Consider the following 19,735-nt stretch of genomic DNA (forward strand, 5'->3'; position numbering starts at 1 on the left):
AGTTGCCTTTCTGTTGAAGAACGAATAGAATTATCTTTGGAATAATTAAAAGAATGATGGAGGCTATATCATGATGAATAAGCAAAGCTTAGTAGAAAAAGTAGCAGAAAAAACTGGTTTGACGAAGAAAGACGCAACAGCAGCTGTAGATTCTTTATTCGACAGCATCCAAGACGCTTTAAAAGACGGCGAAAAAGTTCAAGTTATCGGCTTTGGTAACTTTGAAGTACGTGAACGTGCAGCTCGTAAAGGCCGCAACCCTCAAACAGGTGAAGAAATCACTATTGCAGCAAGCAAATCACCAGCTTTCAAAGCCGGCAAACAATTAAAAGATTCAGTAAAATAGTGTGATAGGCTGCCTAAAAAGGGCAGCTTTTTCTTTTGAGCCTGATTGTTTTTTTGTTTTTTCAAGCGGTCCATGGGGAAGAGATTATAAAATAATATTCGTTATTTAAATGTAGACAAATAAGAGAATCTTAAGACACAGGTCAAACCTTAAAAAAGGACTTGTGTCTTTTTTTGCGTAGGCGTATAGTAATGAGCGATAAAGAGGAGGTAGTGGAATGCTGACATTTATTCCCCATTCAATCCTGCAAATGAGCACCATTTTTCTTTCCATTGTAGTGGAGGCTGTTCCTTTTGTAATGCTGGGCTGCATTATTTCAGGTGCTCTGCAAGTATTTTTAACGGCTGAAAGAGTTCAGCGTCTGGTGCCCAAAAATAAATTTTTAGCTATTTTAGTCGGTTCCGCTTTAGGCTTTTTCTTTCCATCCTGCGAATGTGGGATTGTGCCAATTGTCACACAGTTCATGAAGAAGGGCGTTCCTGAATATACGGCTTTTGCTTTTATGGTTACGGCACCTATTATTAATCCAATTGTTCTGTTTGCTACTTTCATCGCTTTAGGCAATAGTACCCGTTTTGCCTTGCTACGAGTGGGGGGAAGCTTGCTGGTTGCTTTAGTGATTGGGTCGTGGATCGCTTACTTTAATAAGTTGCCAATAATGAAGGAAGAGCTGCTGAGTGATACCCATCACCATGGGCATGCGCATTCATCAAAAAAAGGTAGTCGTGTGTTTTCAGTCTTAGCCCATGCGATCGATGAGTTTTTCGATACAGGCCGCTACTTAATTATCGGTGGATTAATTGCTGCAAGTATGCAGGTTTATTTGCCGACGCAAGTGCTGCTGCAGTTGACTTCTTCAAAGCTAATTTCTATTTTGGTGATGCTGATCTTAGCCTTTACTATGTCTTTATGCTCTGAGGCAGATGCTTTTGTAGGCTCTTCCTTATTGTCCCTGTTCGGAGTTAATTCAGTGGTGGCATTTTTAGTATTTGGACCAATGGTAGATATTAAGAACTTAATGATGATGAAACGAGTCTTTCATGGCAAATTCATCGTACAGTTGCTGGCTTTGATCACACTAGTGGTGACAGTTTATGCTTACTTAATATAGGAGGAAAAGGATGCTTCGTTTTTTGATCTTATCAGGCTATTTCGAATGGATGATGTACCTGCAAGTATCAGGTAAGCTGAATCAGTACATCAATATCCACTATATTTATTTAGTTTACTTAACCATGGGTCTTTCCTTGCTGTTGGCCCTGGTTCAATTGAAGATTTGGGTTGGAAAAAGTGAAGGAAAAGAGCTCAGCAATGACCATGGACATGATCACGGATTAACCAAGCCTTCTCAAAAAATAATTGCTTATTTATTATTGAGTCTGCCATTAATTGCAGGAACACTATTCCCAACAATCAGCTTGGACACGACAATTGTCGAAGCGAAAGGATTTAGTTTTCCGATAAGCAAGGAATCTGTAGGTGACCCGGAGATGAACACACAATACCTAAAACCGGATACTAGTATCTACTATAATAAGGACGATTACGATCAGCAAATGGATGATTTATTAAATAAATATCGAGAAAATGATGTATTAAGAGTTACGGATGAGAATTATCTCGAGGTGATGGAGCTGATTTATAATTACCCGAATACGTTTGTGGGGAAGAAGCTCTCTTACGATGGCTTTGATTACCAAACTACGAAAGAACAAACCTACAACTTCCTATTCCGGTTTGGAATTATCCATTGTGTCGCTGATTCTGGTGTATTTGGTTTGATGATGCGTCTACCAGAAAATACACAGGTGGACAATAATCAGTGGTTGCATGTGGAAGGAACGATTGAGCTGGATTACTTTGAACCCTTCAAACGTCAATTACCTGCTCTGGCTGTGGAACAAGTACAACCCATTGCTGCCCCCAAGAATCAATATGTTTACCGCTCTTTTTAGAATACAGCAAAGCCGCCGAGGAGAAAATTCTTCGGCGGCTTTTTTCTATAATAGATAGGTTCGATCAAACGTAATAGACATGGTAGCGGCTTTATTATCTTTGAGATAGTTTTCTGTAATTAATGCCTGCAGTTCTTCATTTTTCAGGCGCAGCTCTTCAGGGACTACCAAATCAAAGTAGATGACCTCTGGGACTGTATGCGTATCAATTCGCAAATCATGCAGGCGCAGCTGAGGATGAATTTCCCGTAATGTCTGCTTCAATTTAGGAGCCACACGTTTGAAATTTTGATCATCTAAAGGATAAGGATCTACATGACAGACGAGATCTACTTCAAGGTTTGATTTGACTTCCTGCTCGATTGTATCAATTACTTCGTGTGCATGAGCCAAGCTCCAATCCTGATTCACTTCAATATGAACCGAAGCAAACACACTATTTGGACCATAGCTGTGAATTAGTAAATCGTGGTAACCAATAATATCAGGAAATTTATCTAAATGCGCGCGAATCGCACCAATTTCATCGTCTGGAGCCCGAACGCCCATCAACTCATCAATAAATTCCTTAATCATCTTAACTCCAGTATAAATAATGTATAAAGCAATTAGAAATCCAACATAGCCGTCAATTCGCCAGCCAGTCAACCACTCGATAATAGCCGAGAATAAGACGGCAATTGTTGTATACACGTCATTCAAGCTATCCTGCGCAGTAGCCTTCAGCGTATTGGACTGAATGGCCCCGCCAAGCTTGCGATACATCAACCCTTGCCAAATTTTCGTTATAATCGACAAAATCAGTACAATATAAACAATCGAAGAAAGCTGGACACTGGATGGATCAAGAATTTTTACAAAAGAACTGTCCAGAAAACGTATTCCGACATAAGTAACTAAAATGGAAATCACAAAGCCGCTGACGTATTCAAAGCGTTCGTGACCATAAGGATGGTCCTTGTCAGCAGGTTTACCAGCTACTTTAAAGCCGGCTAAGGTAATGATGGAAGAGGCTGTGTCTGATAAGTTGTTCATCGCATCAGCTGTAATCGAGACACTGCCAGAGAGGGTACCAATGAAAAGCTTAGCTAGAAAGAGTGCTAAGTTTGTCAATAAGCCCATAATACCAGCTACGATCCCAACTGCAGTTCGTTCACTGGTTTTGAAAGTTCGTTTTACTTTTGTAATGATAGTTGTTAGCATAATGTTCACCCTTTATTTGGCATTAAATGATAGTATAGCGCAAATAAAAGTCAGAAAAAAGCTTTAAGGCAAGCCTAAATGATAAAAAATACTATTAAAGGTAAACTTTAAATATTTGAAGTTTACCTTTAATAGCGAGGATCACCTATTTCTGAGGTTTCAATAAATTTTTGGTGTTGTTATAAGACATTAGGCTTTTCTTTCTTTATAATAGAATGAAAAGGTAAACAAATGTCGAGGAGGAACTAGTTATGGATAAGCAATCAACAGATATCTTATTATGGGACGTTGAAAATGAGGATGTGTTAATTGCCTTAAAAGATTTCAGTGAAGACTGGAAGGTTTCACAAAACAGCGACTTAAATGAATATTTGCGTAGCTACCCTGGCTATTTTAAAAGTGACAAGTCAACGAGAGAAGCTATGCGATTAGTTTTAGGCTATGCCAAAGAACTAATGGATGGAAGCCGCAGCTCGGTTGGTTTTTATGAAAATAAAATTTGGACATTGGATAATGGCGATCAAGTCCGATTTGCCCACTACTACGAACGGGAGATTGCCAAATTGATGCAGGGAATCACTTCTGCTAAAAAGGACTAAACGTCACAGTTTAAGGAATACTTTAGTCAGTTAGAACGGTGTATTCATGAGTTTTTTGCTTACTTATGCTTTGCGGTTGGATATTTCCGTATCATAAAAAAATCTATAGTAATAGTAAAAGAGTTGATCAGTAGAGTACTGGTCAATTTTTTTATCAAAATTAGACGAGGACTCAATGCATCATTACCTGAAAAGAACTTTAGCTTCTAGTTATAATGAAGCAACTGAATATCCAGTTGCTGATGAAAAACAACATTTGTAAAAAAATAAGGGGAGAGGGAAGTGATTGATCCAGCAGGTTGTCCTCTCAATTCCGTATTATACTAAGCAAGAATTTAGTAGGGTTCTGCAGTTTGTCGATTAAAAATAAGGTGCGTAAAATGAAAGATCTAACGAACGTATTTTTGTTCGTTTTGCTCATTCAATTTTTTGTTCAGCTAATTCGTAATGAGGACTCTTCATAAAATCAGAAAAAAATAGAATGTAACGGAGCCTTTTTCTTTCTTTTAGTGGTGATTTTGTGGTTTTATATAGATGAACAGGTCAAGGGATTTGATTATTCTATTTGTATCGAGAAGTTAAATCAGCGTTGTAATAAGAAGTAGAAGTGGTTCTATTTTTAGACCGATAAAATGGTGAAAACAGAAAAATTATTTCCGGGAATAAAGTAATAAAAAATAGTGAAATTGATAGTAAATGAAGTGAATTTAATGAGGATTTTTTTAGACAAGCACACGAAAGCATGTTATCATATTAATATCATTTAGAATTGTTTGAATTCTAAAATTTTCTAACTAGAAATGAGGAACAAAACCTTGCAATATAAGAAGTTAGCCAGTTTATTAACATTGGGGGTGTTGATTGCCCCAACTGTTCTTTCAACGCAACAAGCGATGGCGATGGAAACACAAGATTCAACTGTTCAATCTAGCGAACAGACTACGGAGTCTACCGTGGAATCTACTACACCAGAGCCAACTCCAGAACCACAGCCTGAGCCTCAACCTCAGCCGGTTCCTGACCCAGAACCAGAGCCAACTCCAGAACCTGAACCAGAGCCGGAAGTGAAAACATTTGGCTTGTTTGCGGAAGGTCATGCTCTGACAGGGCACGATTACACGGATAGTGCTGGTAACGTTGTTCAGTTTGATTATTTTGCGGACATCCAAAAAGATGGCGTTGTTCAATACGCTGTGACATTGAAAGATCCAAATAAAACAGTGTTGAAAGAAGTAAAAATAATTAATCGGACGACTGGCACTCCTATCAAGAGCAGTGCTGATGCAGCTGATTCTTTCGTAATGCCTGAATCTGATGTTGAGATTCAACTGGTGATTGGAGCTAAAGAACAGCCAAAACCAGAAAAACCAGCTGAAAATACCAATAATGACAAAAAGCCAAGCGAACCAGTAAAAGAAGAAAAACCAGCGAATAATACCGGCAACAATACGGCAACACCAGCTCCAGCACCTGCGGAAGAAGCTAGACAACCCGAAGCAGGAGCAAGCGATATTCGAGTGCCTTCTGATCAACCAGTACCAACAATCGGAAATGATATACAAAATGCTATCGTTCAAGAAGCGTATCGTCATTTGGGCAAACCTTATGTATGGGGAGCAAAAGGTCCGAACGCTTTTGACTGTTCTGGTTTAGCTTATGCAGTTTATGCTGCAGCAACCGGTCACTACATCGGCGGATGGACAGGTGACCAGCAGTACTCAGGTACTCAAATACCAGTGAGCGATGCTCAACCAGGAGATTTATTGTTCTGGGGAGCACCAACAAGTGTAACGACACACGTAGCAATTTATATTGGCAATGGTCAATATATCCACGCTCCTCAGCCAGGGGATGTCGTAAAAATTGGCAGCTTAAGTGGGTTTATGCCAACCTTTGCGGTGCGCGTAAATGTTGCTGGACTACCAAAAGCAAGCAGTTCATTAGCGAATGCCTTTGGTCAGTACAGCTCTGATCAACCATTTGTTTTCAATAAGAATCAAACGACTGATCAGTTTATCGAAAAAATTGGTGAGTGGTCTCGTGAAATTGGCCAAAAGAACGGAATCTATTCTTCTGTCATGTTAGCTCAAGCAATTTTGGAGAGCGGCTCTGGTAACAGCTCATTAGCAGCAGAACCAAATTACAACTTGTTTGGTATTAAAGGAAAATATCAAAATACGAGTGTGGCTTTCCGCACTTTAGAGCAGGATGCAATCGGCAGCAGCTTCCAGATCACTGCTGAATTCCGTAAATACCCTTCTTACAAAGAGTCATTGGAAGATTATGCTGAACTGCTTAAAGAAGGTATTTCTGGCAACAAGGATTTCTACAAACCAGTATGGAAATCTGAAACGAAGACATATAAAGATGCTACTGAATACTTGCAAGGTCGTTATGCTACCGACAAGCGCTATGCTGAAAAGCTGAATGCTATTATCGATGCCTATAACTTAACCGAGTATGATCATGCGAAGAGTAAAGAAAAACAACGTCCTGAGCTTACTGATTTGAAGACAGGATTTACTCTAAGTGATACATTACGAACGAAACTGGTCACTACTTTAGGCTTTACCAACGAAATACCTGAAGTGATGTCGACTAAAACCTTCGTAAACTTATTCAGAGGAGACAGCCTGATTGCATTGGCTGCCAGCACAGTTCGTTCAAAAGAAAAAATTGAACAAACAACCTCACAGTCCTCACCTTTATATGTAGCTTTAAGTAAAAGTTTAGTGGCTGTACTGCCGCCAATCCAATAAAAGAACTATTCACAGCATGACTTGACGGTTATGCTGTGTTTTTTTGTCATGAAATCAGCTCATTCAGCAAGAGTTGCAAAATGATTATGAGCGATTTTATGGAAAAGACTATTTACATTTATTATAGGAACAAAGATAATAGAATTATAGAAAGCGCTTTACACGGTTGCTTTTTTAATATGTAACAGCTTTAGGTATATGAATTACCACTAAGACGTTTAATAAAAGGATCATTTCTGTGAAGTTGAGCGGGAGCAGGGCTAGAGACTTTCGACTTAATGGTGTGGAAGCATCAAAATAGTTCTGATGAATTTCCTAAATGATTATCAACTTACTTTGTAGTTAGAAAGAGGGATGAAGATGAGCGAAAAGTATCAAAAATTATTGGAACCACTGACCTTAACCAATGGTGCCAAGATTAATTATCGAATTGCTATGGCGCCGATGGTCGCACAGGGATCAAATCCGGATGGTACTGTTTCTGAGAATGATCTGGATTTCTATAGCGAACGTTCAAATGTAGCGGGGATAATTATTACTGGTGCAGCGACCGTTTCTGAACGAGGCAAGGGGTTTGATAAGCAATTATCGATTTCAGATGATACGTATATAGCAGGGCTAAAAAAACTGGCTGCCGTTTTGAAGAAGGATGGAAATAAAGCGATCATTCAATTGTATCATGGAGGAAGAGAAGCAAAGTCGAGCTATGATAAGTTTGGTGAAGTCGTTGCACCAAGTGCAGTGGAATTTCCATTCTTATCCTATACTCCACGGGCGTTAACTGAAGAGGAAATTCAAGATAGTATTGCAGCGTTTGGCGCAGCAACCAAGCGAGCAATAGAAGCTGGATTTGACGGTGTAGAAATTCATGGAGCGAATCATTACTTATTGCAGCAGTTCTTTTCGGCATATTCTAACCAACGAGATGATTTTTGGGGGAGCGCTTTAGAATGCCGGATGAATTTTCCTTTGGCGGTTGTAAAAGAGGTTAAACGAATGGCAAACGAATTTGCAAAACCTGATTTTATTGTGGGGTATCGTTACTCGCCTGAGGAAATCCATGGAGATACGATAGGATATACAGCTGAGGAATCACTGCAATTGATTGATAAAATTGTTGAGCACAAACTGGATTATATCCATGTTTCTATTTTTACTAAGTACAATGATAAGCCCTCAGGAAATGACAAAACCTTCGCTGAACTAACCAAGGAAGTTGTGGGAGATCGGGCTGCTGTTATCATCGTTTCAAATATTTTCTCAGCTGATGACGCGCTGAAGGCCTTAGAAAACGCAGATATTGCTGCAATAGGTCGTGAATCTTTGCTGGAGCCCAAATTTGCTGAAAAAATTGCTGCTGGCGAGGCGGATAGTATCCTTTCCAGGTTAACAGCTGATCGAGTGGACAGCCTTCAATTTCCTGAAAAATTAAAGGACTGGTTTTTGGAAGAGGGCAGTGCCCTGCCGCCACTTCCTGGAGATGAATACCTTAAAGCATAAACAAAAATGCTCTCGAAGCTGACGAGAGCATTTTTTTAACTGTTTCGACCAAGTAAGAAGATAAAAAGGATCATGTAAAGGATAGCTATTTCCAAAATAGAAAAAAGTAGAATAAAGAATAGTTGAATCATCCGCTTTTCCTTAAACGATTTGATCGCACCAATCAGGATAAGTACTGGTGCTATTGCTAATAGAATAAATGGAAAGATAAAAATGCTGTCTCCAAGTGATTTAAACATCAGGGCCCCCTTTAGGATTGGCTTCAGCGACTGTTGACTGCGTGATCATGTGGTTGAATGGAAGGAAAGATTCGTTTCCATTTCAGGTGGATTGACTAGTGTATCCTTAACTGGGCAAGTTTTTTCAATAAAGGCGATGAAGGCTTCGATTTCAGCATGCGTATTTGCTGCTTCAATGGTGTAATTGGTTATAATTTTTGAGAAACCAATTTTAACGTCGGGTTTTCCTTTTAATCGGTCGGAGTCGATTTCTCCTAAGACTTCTACCTTCATTGATTTCAATTCAATCTCCTGAGCTTGATAGAAAAAACGAGCGACCATCATTTTGCAGGCGCCTAGAGAGCAAAGTAATGCTTCTAAGGGATTCATCGCAATATTTGAGCCACCAGCACTTTCGGGTTCATCAATTAGAAATTCAAAACCTCTTGCAGAGCATTTAAGCTGCAAACCACCTAGGGATTCTACTTCAGCTTTTAATACTTGTTTTGCCATCATATGTCCTCCTAAACTCTTTTCTTTATCATACCGTGTTTATTAGCAGGTTAAAAGATCCTCATGGCAAAATATTAATGAAAAAGAAGTTGAAAACGTGCTGAAAATAATGTATGATAGGTGCAATTGTGGTCCTATTTTAGGAGAAGGAAGGAAACAAATGAAGTCAAATTTAACAATGGAAATAGATGAGGATACGATGGAAAAATCAAAATCAACGGAAGTATCACAGGCAACTGTAAAATACTTCCCATTAATGAGCCAATTAGATAAATCAATTAAAAAGAAAAAGGAATTATTGGATAACAGTTTTGCGCGTTATGCTGTCCGATCCATGTTTGCTTGTTTATTTTTAGCATTAGGAACAGCGATTGCCTTTTATATCGCAATCCGCACACAAGAGGCCATACCTGGTTTAGAAAAAATGAGTTACGCTTTTATGTTTAGTTGGTCATTAGTAATGATTCTATTCATGAATGCTGAACTTGGAACCTCTAATATGCTTTATATGACGGTTGGCGTTTATCGTAAAAAGATTAAACTTGGTTTTGCAGCGAAATTATTATTCACTTGTATCTTATTCAATTTAATCGGCGGTGTGCTTTGCGGATATTTGCTTTCCCTAACTGCACCTTTTGGTCATTTAGAACCTGGCAATTATATGTTTACTGGTATTGCTGGTAAATTGGCTAAGCCAACCGGTCAAATTCTGGTTGAAGGTATGTTTGCCAACATCGTAGTAAATACGGCTGTTTTAGTCAGCATGCGTATGAAGGACGATGCGGGTAAAGTTATGGCGATTATCTTCATCATCTTTATCTTTGCTTTCTTAGGTTATGAGCACGTTATTGCTAATTTCCCTGCTTTCTCATTGGCTTACTTTGCTTCTCACGGAACCATTGAAGGCATGACGACAGCAAGTGTCCTGCACAACCTTTTCTTCACGTTGATTGGCAATTTTGTCGGCGGCGGATTGGTTATGGGATTAGGCTATGCTTGGTTAAATAAAACAGACACTTCATATGTGGATTAAACACTGCTTTGGCAGTGTTTTTTTCTTGTGTTATTCTCCATTTGTGGCAAACGGTAAATATTTTTCAGGCGGCAATAAATTCTTGCGGTTGCTTTGGGATTGTGGTTAACTGGTAAATGGAGCAATTTTCTATTTTAAGCGGGAATAATAGGAGGAAATTATGGCAGTAAAATTAGTTGCTATTGATATGGATGGCACATTATTAAATGAACGAGGCGAGCTTTCGCCAGCTGTAATCGAAAGTGTAAAAAAAGCACGAAAGACAGGTGCGTACATTGTAATTTGTACGGGTCGACCATTATCAGGTGCTTTGGAGCAATTAGCAGATCTGGATTTGTTGTCGGTGGATGATTACGTTATTTCTTACAACGGAAGTCTAGTCTTAAACACAAATACATGGGATGTAGTCTCACAGCATGGGTTAACTCGGGACGATTTCTTGTACTTTGATATGCTGGCACGTAAGATCGGTGTTCACATTCATACAGTGAGCCGTGATTCGATTTACACGTCTAATCGCGATATTAGCCGTTACTCTGTTAATGAAGCCCATATGGTGAATTTGCCATTGAAGTATCGGACACCTGAAGAAATAGCGGATGAGGTATCACCAGTCAAGCTAATGATGATTGATGAACCTGAGATTTTAGAAGCAGCAATTAAGAAGATTCCTAAGCAGTTATTTGAAGAATACACCCTAGTAACCAGCTCACCTTATTATTTGGAAATCTTAAATAAAGAAGCCAGCAAAGGCTCTGCAGTTAAGGAATTGGCTGCTCATTTAGGGATTGAGCAAGCAGAGGTTATGGCAATTGGTGATGCGGAGAATGATTTGTCCATGTTGAAATTTGCCGGGATATCGGTAGCGATGGGAAATGCTACACCAGAGGTCAAAGCTGTTGCTAAATACGAAGTGGCTTCTAACCAAGAAGATGGTGTAAAAGAAGCTTTGGAACGCTGGGTCCTACAATAGAACGGTGAGCAGATTTGTTTCGTCTCCTTTTCCTCCGCGTTATAATTCAAAGAGAAGGAGGAGATAGTTATGAAGTTAGACATTCGCAAACAAGCAGTAGAAGCACTAACTGACAAACTTGGTTCAAATGAAGGCTTTATTTTAGCCTTGAACGACGGTTCTAACCAATTTTCAACCGTGGGCGGGTCTTGTGCTGTGGGCGATAAATTTCAAATCATTCCAACAGAAGGACCAACCGAGCAGTTTCAAGAAGTATTAGAAAATGACCGCTTTAAAGTGTATATCTCTGACGAAGAAAAAGTTTTCTTAGGCAATGAAGTGGTGATTGATTACAATGATCGCTTGAGCACCTTCTCTTTGAAGAATGAGAGTGGCACCTTAGATTCCAATATTTTATTGAAGAAATAGATCGTAGAAGCAATCCTGTGAATGTATCATGGGATTGCTTTTTTTATGCAAAGCTTTAGCCAACTTCTGCCTAGCTGTGCTATGCTTAAAAGAAAAAGGAGTGGATTAAATGGCTAAATTAACTGAACCACTAACTTTCAACCGGGGCTTAACCTTGAAGAATCGAGTTCTGATGGCTCCAATGACCACCAAAATGAGTTTTTTCGACGGCGTAGTGACACAAGACGAGGTTGATTATTATAGTATGCGTGCTGGTGAAATTGGCGCAGTCATTACCGGGGCAGCCAATGTACAGGAGGACGGCAAAGGCTGGGAAGGTGAGCTGGGTGTTTACGACGATAAATTTATTCCCGGGTTATCTAATCTGGCAGCGGGTATCAAACGCAATGGCACCAAGGCGATTCTGCAAATCTTTCATGGTGGCCGTATGACCAGCAGTCAGATTTTACGGGGGGTTCAGCCAGTTTCTGCTAGTGCGGTAGCAGCAGAGCGACCAGCGGCTGAAACTCCGCGTGAGATGGAAAGCGAAGAGGTTGCAGCTTTAATTAACAATTTTACAGCAGCCGCTAAACGGGCGATTTCAGCTGGCTTTGATGGAGTGGAATTGCACGGGGCAAATACCTATTTAATTCAACAGTTCTTTTCTCCTCATTCGAATCGACGAGAAGATGAATGGGGTGGGAGCTTGGACAAGCGGTATCATTTCATTGAGGAACTAGTAAAAGCTGTAACTACAGCAGTAGATGAGTCGGGTGCCGATAACTTTATTGTCGGATATCGTTTTTCACCAGAAGAATATGAAACACCAGGAATTCGATTTGAGGATACGTTGTATTTAGTTGATCATTTAGCAGACCTGTCATTGGATTATTTACATGTTTCTTTAAATCAAGCAGATAAAGTTTCAGCCAGTCAAGACTATCAGGAAAAATCAATGATGGCATATATTAAGGATAAGATCGCAGGTCGTGTACCACTTATTGGGGTCGGGGATGTTCGTACTGGTCAGGATGCAGAAGAAATTTTGTCTATGGCGGACGGAGTAGCTATAGGAAAAGCATTGTTGATGGATCCAAATTGGCTGCCTAAAGTAGTGAATGGTCAGGAAAAATTGATTCGTCACGAGCTTTCCCACTTTGATTGTGAGGAGCTGCGGATTAGTAATGGTGTCTGGGCATTTTTAGAGCAGATGATGCCAGAGCGTCTCTATTAAAAAGATCTAAACATTTTTTCATAAAAAGTGTTGACTCTTTTAATAAATAGGCGTATTATTTTAAAAAAATACAGGTTAAACAAAAGAGTAGTAACATGATTTTCTCTTTTCAGAGAGCTGATGGTGCTGTGAATCAGTAAGGAAAATGATGCGAATGGACTTTTGAACCGAGATTTTGAAGTAAGTAGGAATCTCCGGGAACTCCCGTTACAGAGAAAGGCTGTTGTTAGACAGCTGACAGAGATGCTTTTTAAGCATATATTGAGGTGGCACCGTGGATTAACCGCCCTCAAATTGGATAGTTGTCCGATTTGAGGGCTTTTTTTATTAATAAAAATCAGAAACAAGAGAAGTAGTTTGGAAAACGAGAAGGTACAGAAAGCTTCCAGTGATGAGAATGAAGCACTTTTCACCAAATGAATGGACTTGTTGGAGCATCCTTGAACACGGAGTAGGGGATGACGGGAACTCCCGTTATAGAGAAAGATTGTTGTTAGACAATCGAGAGAGACATGCTTTTTTAAGCATATGTTGAGGTGGTACCGTGCAAAATGCGCCCTCAAGCTAGACCATTGTGTCTAGCTTGAGGGCTTTTTTCTTTGAAAGGGATGAAAAAATGAAGATTGTAAAAAAATTGAGTGCTGATTGTTTAACCCCCGTTTCCTTATATTTCCGTTTAGGTGGGGAGTCTAAGTGTTTGTTAGAAAGTATTCCTAGGGATTCAGAAAGTAACCGTTATTCGCTCTTAGCTTTCAATCCGGTACATCATATCCAGTTTCAATCTGGGGAGTTTCAAATTGATAAAAAACATTATGCCTGCAGCGATCCTCTAAAAGAACTGGAAAAATATGTTTTGAAGGAAGAAACAATTGAAGGGCTGCCTTTTGAAGGCGGAGCGATTGGCTATGTTGGGTATGACATCGCTGCTCTCTATGAGGATTTAGGCGAGGTTCCCGAAGACGTTTTGGAGCTGCCGGATATGCAATTTTACTTGTTTGAAACGTTCGTGATTTATGATCACCAAAAGCAGACGCTGAATATCGTAGCCAGTGATTTGTACAGCAAATGTGGTGAAGCAGCCTTGCAGCAGCGAATTACTGAAATTGAGAAAGAGATTTTTACGCTCCAGAGAACGGAGAATGATCCCTTAGAGCCTATTCAGTTAAGCTTTACCAGTAACTTTACTCAATCAGAGTACGAAGCCGTGGTGGAAAAAGCTAAGCAGCATATTCGTGAAGGTGACTTATTTCAAGTTGTTCCGTCGCAACGTTTATCAGCTGATTTTCCAGTAGATCCTTTTCATTATTATCGTCAGTTGCGGGTAACAAATCCTTCAGCTTATCTTTACTACTTGCCATTTCCAGATGTGACAGTAATAGGAAGTTCGCCGGAAAGTTTGGTAAGAGTAAAGGGGGATATCGTCACCACCAATCCAATTGCTGGAACGCGGCGACGGGGATTAAATGAAACGGAAGACGATCATTTAGCGGAAGAATTAATTAATGATGAAAAAGAGATTGCTGAACATCAGATGCTGATTGATCTAGGACGTAATGATATCGGTAAGATAGCCGAAATTGGGAGTGTTCATGTTCCATTGTTTATGACGATCGAGCGCTATCGCTTTGTCATGCATATTGTATCCCTAGTCGAAGGAAAATTAAGACCGGATAAAACAACGATGGATGCGTTGAAGTCTACTTTGCCAGCTGGAACAGTTAGCGGTGCGCCGAAGATTCGAGCGATGACTCGGATCTACGAGTGGGAGCCAGTTAAACGCTCTATCTACGCAGGAGCGGTGGGTTACCTATCCTGCGATAATCAAGCCGATTTTGCCATCGCGATTCGTACGATGGTTGTCAAAGATAAAAAAGCTCATGTACAAGCTGGTGGTGGCGTTGTCTATGATTCCGATCCTACCAGTGAATACCTGGAGACGTTGCAAAAAGCCAAAGCCTTATTGGAGGTAGGAAAATGATTTTATTAATCGACAATTATGATTCGTTCACCTATAACCTGGTTCATCAATTTAACCATGATGAATTGGTTGTTGCTAGAAATGATGCACCTGATCTATTCGAGCTGGCTGAAGAAGCTGACGGTATTGTACTTTCACCAGGTCCAGGCAGGCCCGAGGAAGCAGGGTTGATGGAAGAAGTGATTCGCCGATTTTATCGGGACAAACCGATTCTAGGCATTTGTTTAGGGCATCAGGCAATTGGCGAAGTCTTCGGTGGGAAGGTAGTGGCAGCTCCGCAGATTATGCATGGCAAACGCTCAACCATTTTCTTTAAATCAAAAGGCTGCTTTAGAGAAATTCAAACACCGCTGGAAGTGATGCGGTACCATTCATTAATGGTTGCCAAAGAAAAATTTCCAGATGCACTAGAAATCGTTGCGGAATGTGACGATTGCATCATGGCACTACAGCATAAAAAATATCCCGTTTACGGGCTGCAATTTCATCCGGAATCGATCGGTACTGAGAAAGGTCAACAGCTGATTGATCAATTTGTAAAGGAAGTAGGAGAAAGACATGCAAACACTATTTGAAAAAGTTTATCAAGGGCAACATTTAACAACGGACGAAATGATTATTATTTCTACTAATATTTTTGAAGGACAATTAAGTGATATTCAAATCAGTGCGTTATTGGTTGCCTTGAAGCTAAAAGGAGTCACCTCTGAGGAATTGACAGGTTTAGCTACCATCATGCAAGGCGAGGCTGAAAAAATGTTAACTCCGCCTAAGGGTGTCATGGACAACTGCGGTACAGGAGGAGACCACTGCAATAGTTTCAATATCAGTACAACCGCAGCTTTTGTTTTGGCCGGTGGGGGTATTCCCATGGCTAAACATGGCAATCGCAGTATTTCCAGTCGTTCAGGCAGTGCAGATGTGTTAGAGACTTTAGGCATCAATTTAACGGTTTCGCCAGAAAAAATCGATTATTTATTACGAGAAGTAGGTATCGCCTTCTTGTTCTCTCCAGCTATGCATCCAGCAATGAAATATGTAATGGGTATCCGGCGGGACTTAGCTACACCAACCATTTTCAATTTAATTGGACCAATTATTAATCCATACCATTTAGATAATCAATTGATGGGTACTTTTGCTGGGGATTCATTGGTGGAAACGGCGGAAACATTAGGAAAAATGGGGCGGAAGAAAGCGATTGTCGTTCATGGCGCTCATGGGATGGATGAAGCAAATCTAGCCGGAACAACTAACTGTGCGATTTATCAGGAGGGAAAAGTCTCTAGCTTCTCGTTTACACCAGAAGAGTATGGTTTTAAGCAGGCACCAATAGAAGCAATCGTTGGTGGTGAAGCGCAACAAAATCGGGACATTTTATTATCGGTCTTACGTAATGAAGCTTCGGTTTATTACGACACAATTTTACTAAATGCTGGTTTAGGCTTTTTGGCCAGCGGCAAGGTAACAACGCTGGAAGCTGGGATAGTTGAAGCAAAGCATTCTTTATCTTCTGGTGCTGCCATGGATTGTTTACAAAAATTAGCACAAGAACAGAAGGCGGTGGCTTAATGGATTTCTTAGCAACGATTTTAGCAAAAAAAGCTGAAGAGGTCGCTCAATTGCCAGAGTCAGAAGTACAAATAGAGACTAAACGCCCGTCATTTTACCAAACTGTTAAGGACGCACCGGCAACGGTTCATTTAATCGGAGAAATCAAACGAGCTTCTCCTTCTAAAGGAGATATACGAACAGATGTAGATATTTTGGCTCAAGCGAGGGCTTACGAAACTGGTGGTGTTAGTGCCATTTCGGTGTTGACTGATGAAGTATTTTTCAAAGGAACAATCGATGATTTAGAAGCGGTGGCACAGGTCGTTGAGCTGCCAATTTTATGCAAGGATTTCATTATTGACGAACGACAATTGGTTCGAGCAAAAAATGCTGGCGCAAGTATTGTTTTATTGATTGTCGCTGCTTTGACAGAAAAACGATTGGCTGAGCTTTTCCAGGCAGCAAAAACGATCGGATTAGAGGTGCTGGTGGAGACCCATAACCAACAGGAATTGGAGGTGGCCCATCGTATCGGCGCTAAAATCATTGGTGTGAATAATCGGGATTTAACTACCTTTGAAGTAACGATTGCTACAAGTGAAGCATTGGCTCAGCCGTCTAACGACCGAGTGTACATTAGTGAATCAGGCTTTAAAAACGGCGAAGATGTCCAACGGATTGCAAAAGATTACCAAGCTGTTTTAGTAGGTGAGACCTTAATGCGCTCAGATAATATTTCAGAAAAAATCAAGGAATTGCGAGTGAAGCGGACATGACCCAAATAAAAATTTGCGGGTTATCAACACGAAAAGCGGTAGAAACTGCAGTCAACAGCGGTGCCGATTATTTAGGCTTCGTCTTTGCCAAAAGCCCAAGGCAAGTAACACCAGCGCAAGTTAAAGAAATTACCTTAGATCTGCCGACGAACATTAAAAAGGTAGGAGTGTTCGTTTCTCCTAGTCAAACAGAGGTGGAGGCAACTATTCAAGCAGCAGGCTTAGATCTGGTACAAATTCATGGTGAGCAACTATCAGAAGTGCTGAGTGTTCCAATCATTCGGGCAGTCAGCATCCGCAAATCGTACCCATTGTTTGAATCAGGAAGTGAAGACTACTTATTATTAGATGCACCTCCGACAAAATACATGGGGGGAAATGGGGAAGTCTTTGATTGGCAAGCAGTCAATCCAGCCGAGCTGCAACAAGAAAGACTGTTCATTGCCGGAGGCTTAACCCCAGAAAATGTCGCAGCCGCTATACACTATTTTCAGCCATTGGTAGTAGATGTTTCCAGTGGAGTCGAAACGGATGGAGAAAAAGATCATAAGAAGATAACTGCCTTTTGCCAAGCAGTGAAGGAGGAAACCGATGTATCAGCAACCAACGAATAAAGGATTTTACGGTGAATTTGGTGGACAATTCGTTCCAGAAACCTTAATGTATGCCGTCCAAGAATTAACTGAAACCTATGAAAGCTCCAAAACCGATCCCGAGTTTCAAAAGGAATTGGCGTATTATTTAACGCAGTATGTGGGAAGAGAAAATCCTTTGTATTTTGCAGAACGCTTGACCGAGCAATTAGGCGGTGCCAAGATTTATCTCAAACGTGAAGATTTAAACCATACGGGTGCTCACAAAATTAATAATGCCATCGGTCAAGTATTATTAGCCAAACGGATGGGCAAAAATAAAATTGTAGCTGAAACGGGAGCTGGACAACATGGGGTTGCCACAGCGACTGCCGCTGCTTTGTTCGGTATGGAATGCACCATTTTTATGGGCGAGATTGATGTGAAGCGTCAGGAATTAAATGTTTTTCGTATGGAGTTGTTAGGAGCTACTGTTGAAAGTGTTACTTCAGGTAGTAAGACGTTGAAAGATGCTGTAAATGAAGCACTGAGATATTGGGTAGCAAATGTAGAAGATACCCATTATGTTATGGGATCAGTTTTAGGCCCGCACCCTTTTCCAGAAATTGTACGGGATTATCAAAGTGTGATCGGTCAAGAAGCACGCCGTCAAATTTTAATTGCAGAAGAAAGACTGCCGGATGTAGCACTGGCTTGCGTTGGTGGCGGTAGTAATGCAATGGGATTGTTCTATCCTTTTGTTGAAGACGAAACTGTTCGATTGATTGGGGTAGAAGCGGCTGGAAAAGGTGTCCACACGGATGAACATGCCGCACCGATTACCCAGGGAGATATTGGTGTATTGCACGGAGCACGGATGCATTTGCTGCAGGATGATGATGGGCAAGTTATTGAAGCCTATTCCATCTCAGCTGGTTTGGATTATCCTGGTGTTGGGCCTGAGCATTCTTACCTGTCCAGTATTGAGAGAGCGGAATATGTCACTATTGATGACGAAGAAGCTGTGGAAGCTTTTCATCTGCTGTCTCAAGTGGAAGGTATTATTCCCGCTCTAGAAAGTTCTCATGCGATTGCTCATGTGATGAAACTAGCACCGCAAATGGAAAAAGATCAAATTATTGTTCTGTGCCTATCCGGTCGGGGCGACAAAGATGTTCAACAAATTAAGGATCGAATGGAGGCAGAAAAATGAAAACCTTGACCACCTATTTAAGTAAAAAAGCGGAAAAGCAAAAATTATTTGTTCCTTACATTATGGCGGGAGCACAGGGATTAGATGCCTTGCCGGATGAAATTAATATGTTAGCTAAAAATGGTGCTACTGCCATCGAAATTGGCGTTCCTTTTTCTGATCCAGTAGCAGATGGCCCGATCATTCAAGAAGCAGGTCTGCGGGCTTTGGCTAGGAAAGTTACTTTGAAAAAGATTATTCAGCTGCTTCAGCAATTTGATTCGCCAGTCCCTCTGATTTTTATGGGCTACAGCAATTCCTTTTTCCATTATGGATTAAAAAATCTGGCAGAGGATTTAGCCAATACCGATGTAAAAGGATTTATTATTCCCGATTTACCTTATGAGCACCGCGATTTAGTTTTGCCCACCTTTGATGAAGCAGATTTGGCTTTACTTCCGCTAATTTCATTGACTAGTCCGCTGGAACGTATTCGGACGCTGTTAGCTGAAGCGGAAGGATTTGTCTATGCGGTAACGATTAACGGAACAACCGGAACAGGTAAGAATTATCGTGAAAATCTGGATGAGCATCTGGCATTAATTACTAAGGAAAGTAAAATTCCTGTTTTAGCAGGCTTTGGTGTTTCGAAACGGACACATGTTGAGCGTTTCAACGATTGCTGCGATGGTGTAGTTGTAGGCTCAAAGATTGTCCAAACTTTGCAGGATAAAGGAGTAAAAGAAACAGGAAAATTAGTCAATTCTTTAACCAAACCCTTAAAGCAGGCTAGTGCCATCTAGAGAAAAAACTTAGGATATTCGTACCGATGCCCAAAGGTTAGATCAACGATCTAGCTTCTGAGCATCGTTTTTTATTGGAAAGCAAAAATCTTAAAAATGTATCTTCTAAGCAGGATATTTCTATTTCTAAAAAATTCGTG

Annotated in this window: 20 protein-coding genes and 1 other annotated feature; of the genes, 17 read left to right on the top strand and 3 right to left on the bottom strand. The window is 40.5% G+C overall.

All coding sequences use genetic code 11. The annotated features are described in order from the left end of the window. The first annotated feature begins 70 nt into the window (after window positions 1-70). The 3 genes from IGI46_RS18960 to IGI46_RS18970 all read left to right on the top strand — a co-directional run bounded on the left by IGI46_RS18960 (window position 71) and on the right by IGI46_RS18970 (window position 2,301). Window positions 71-346: an HU family DNA-binding protein gene (locus IGI46_RS18960; protein ID WP_278253180.1), complete on the top strand. Its 276-nt coding sequence runs from the start codon at window positions 71-73 to the stop codon at window positions 344-346. Window positions 347-563: 217 nt separating this feature from the next. Then, on the top strand, window positions 564-1,457 hold the full coding sequence (locus IGI46_RS18965; protein ID WP_429965176.1) for a permease: 894 nt from the start codon (window positions 564-566) through the stop codon (window positions 1,455-1,457). Between the two features lie 10 nt (window positions 1,458-1,467). Next, complete coding sequence (locus IGI46_RS18970) at window positions 1,468-2,301, top strand: TIGR03943 family putative permease subunit (RefSeq protein ID WP_429965175.1); 834 nt, start codon at window positions 1,468-1,470, stop codon at window positions 2,299-2,301. A gap of 45 nt (window positions 2,302-2,346) precedes the next feature. On the opposite strand, the gene IGI46_RS18975 is transcribed toward IGI46_RS18970, so the two are convergent. Then, entirely contained in the window at window positions 2,347-3,504 is a 1,158-nt protein-coding gene (locus tag IGI46_RS18975; protein WP_429965174.1) for a cation diffusion facilitator family transporter, read from the bottom strand. Between the two features lie 251 nt (window positions 3,505-3,755). Here IGI46_RS18975 and IGI46_RS18980 point away from each other — a divergent pair, with 251 nt between their 5' ends. From IGI46_RS18980 to IGI46_RS18990, 3 genes are all read left to right on the top strand, one after another. After that, window positions 3,756-4,103 (top strand): hypothetical protein, encoded by a 348-nt coding sequence (locus IGI46_RS18980; RefSeq protein ID WP_207704496.1) that lies wholly within the window; start codon window positions 3,756-3,758, stop codon window positions 4,101-4,103. Between the two features lie 815 nt (window positions 4,104-4,918). Beyond that, the gene (locus tag IGI46_RS18985) at window positions 4,919-6,862 is read left to right on the top strand and encodes a glucosaminidase domain-containing protein (protein WP_429965173.1); all 1,944 of its coding nucleotides are present in this window, start codon (window positions 4,919-4,921) and stop codon (window positions 6,860-6,862) included. 360 nt (window positions 6,863-7,222) lie between these two features. Beyond that, complete coding sequence (locus IGI46_RS18990; protein WP_429965172.1) at window positions 7,223-8,362, top strand: NADH-dependent flavin oxidoreductase; 1,140 nt, start codon at window positions 7,223-7,225, stop codon at window positions 8,360-8,362. Between the two features lie 35 nt (window positions 8,363-8,397). Here IGI46_RS18990 and IGI46_RS18995 read toward each other — a convergent pair whose 3' ends face one another. Both IGI46_RS18995 and IGI46_RS19000 read right to left on the bottom strand, forming a co-directional pair. Beyond that, window positions 8,398-8,601 (bottom strand): hypothetical protein, encoded by a 204-nt coding sequence (locus IGI46_RS18995; RefSeq protein WP_429965171.1) that lies wholly within the window; start codon window positions 8,599-8,601, stop codon window positions 8,398-8,400. A gap of 45 nt (window positions 8,602-8,646) precedes the next feature. Next, window positions 8,647-9,093 carry an OsmC family protein gene (locus IGI46_RS19000; protein WP_429965170.1) on the bottom strand — a complete coding sequence of 149 codons (447 nt, stop codon included), beginning with the start codon at window positions 9,091-9,093 and terminating at the stop codon, window positions 8,647-8,649. Between the two features lie 160 nt (window positions 9,094-9,253). On the opposite strand from IGI46_RS19000, the gene IGI46_RS19005 reads away from it, so the two are divergent. The 11 genes from IGI46_RS19005 (at window position 9,254) to trpA (ending at window position 19,595) form a co-directional block, all read left to right on the top strand. Beyond that, window positions 9,254-10,126, top strand: a complete 873-nt coding sequence (locus IGI46_RS19005) for a formate/nitrite transporter family protein (protein WP_429965169.1) — start codon at window positions 9,254-9,256, stop codon at window positions 10,124-10,126. A 160-nt stretch (window positions 10,127-10,286) separates the two neighbouring features. Beyond that, complete coding sequence (gene yidA, locus IGI46_RS19010) at window positions 10,287-11,099, top strand: sugar-phosphatase (protein WP_429965168.1); 813 nt, start codon at window positions 10,287-10,289, stop codon at window positions 11,097-11,099. A 69-nt stretch (window positions 11,100-11,168) separates the two neighbouring features. Continuing rightward, entirely contained in the window at window positions 11,169-11,507 is a 339-nt protein-coding gene (locus IGI46_RS19015) for an iron-sulfur cluster biosynthesis family protein (protein WP_207704502.1), read from the top strand. Window positions 11,508-11,616: 109 nt separating this feature from the next. Continuing rightward, window positions 11,617-12,720, top strand: a complete 1,104-nt coding sequence (locus IGI46_RS19020) for an NADH-dependent flavin oxidoreductase (protein ID WP_429965167.1) — start codon at window positions 11,617-11,619, stop codon at window positions 12,718-12,720. 68 nt (window positions 12,721-12,788) lie between these two features. Further along, window positions 12,789-13,014, top strand: a binding site (T-box leader). 322 nt (window positions 13,015-13,336) lie between these two features. Next, window positions 13,337-14,698, top strand: coding sequence for an anthranilate synthase component I (gene trpE, locus IGI46_RS19025; RefSeq protein WP_429965166.1), 1,362 nt, complete (start codon window positions 13,337-13,339; stop codon window positions 14,696-14,698). After that, on the top strand, window positions 14,695-15,273 hold the full coding sequence (locus tag IGI46_RS19030) for an anthranilate synthase component II (protein ID WP_429965165.1): 579 nt from the start codon (window positions 14,695-14,697) through the stop codon (window positions 15,271-15,273). Before trpE ends, IGI46_RS19030 begins: the two co-directional genes overlap by 4 nt. Next, window positions 15,257-16,270, top strand: a complete 1,014-nt coding sequence (trpD, locus tag IGI46_RS19035; RefSeq protein WP_429965164.1) for an anthranilate phosphoribosyltransferase — start codon at window positions 15,257-15,259, stop codon at window positions 16,268-16,270. Before IGI46_RS19030 ends, trpD begins: the two co-directional genes overlap by 17 nt. Continuing rightward, entirely contained in the window at window positions 16,270-17,028 is a 759-nt protein-coding gene (gene trpC, locus IGI46_RS19040; RefSeq protein WP_429965163.1) for an indole-3-glycerol phosphate synthase TrpC, read from the top strand. The genes trpD and trpC overlap by 1 nt, the downstream gene beginning before the upstream one ends. After that, a complete protein-coding gene (locus IGI46_RS19045) occupies window positions 17,025-17,642 on the top strand; it encodes a phosphoribosylanthranilate isomerase (protein ID WP_429965162.1) in 618 nt (205 codons plus the stop codon). Before trpC ends, IGI46_RS19045 begins: the two co-directional genes overlap by 4 nt. After that, entirely contained in the window at window positions 17,620-18,813 is a 1,194-nt protein-coding gene (gene trpB / locus IGI46_RS19050; protein ID WP_429965161.1) for a tryptophan synthase subunit beta, read from the top strand. Before IGI46_RS19045 ends, trpB begins: the two co-directional genes overlap by 23 nt. Next, window positions 18,810-19,595 carry a tryptophan synthase subunit alpha gene (gene trpA, locus IGI46_RS19055; RefSeq protein ID WP_429965160.1) on the top strand — a complete coding sequence of 262 codons (786 nt, stop codon included), beginning with the start codon at window positions 18,810-18,812 and terminating at the stop codon, window positions 19,593-19,595. The genes trpB and trpA overlap by 4 nt, the downstream gene beginning before the upstream one ends. The last annotated feature ends 140 nt before the right edge of the window (window positions 19,596-19,735 follow it).

It is taken from the genome of Enterococcus sp. AZ163, assembly GCF_050498925.1.
In the GTDB taxonomy this organism is placed as follows: domain Bacteria; phylum Bacillota; class Bacilli; order Lactobacillales; family Enterococcaceae; genus Enterococcus_A; species Enterococcus_A ferrettii.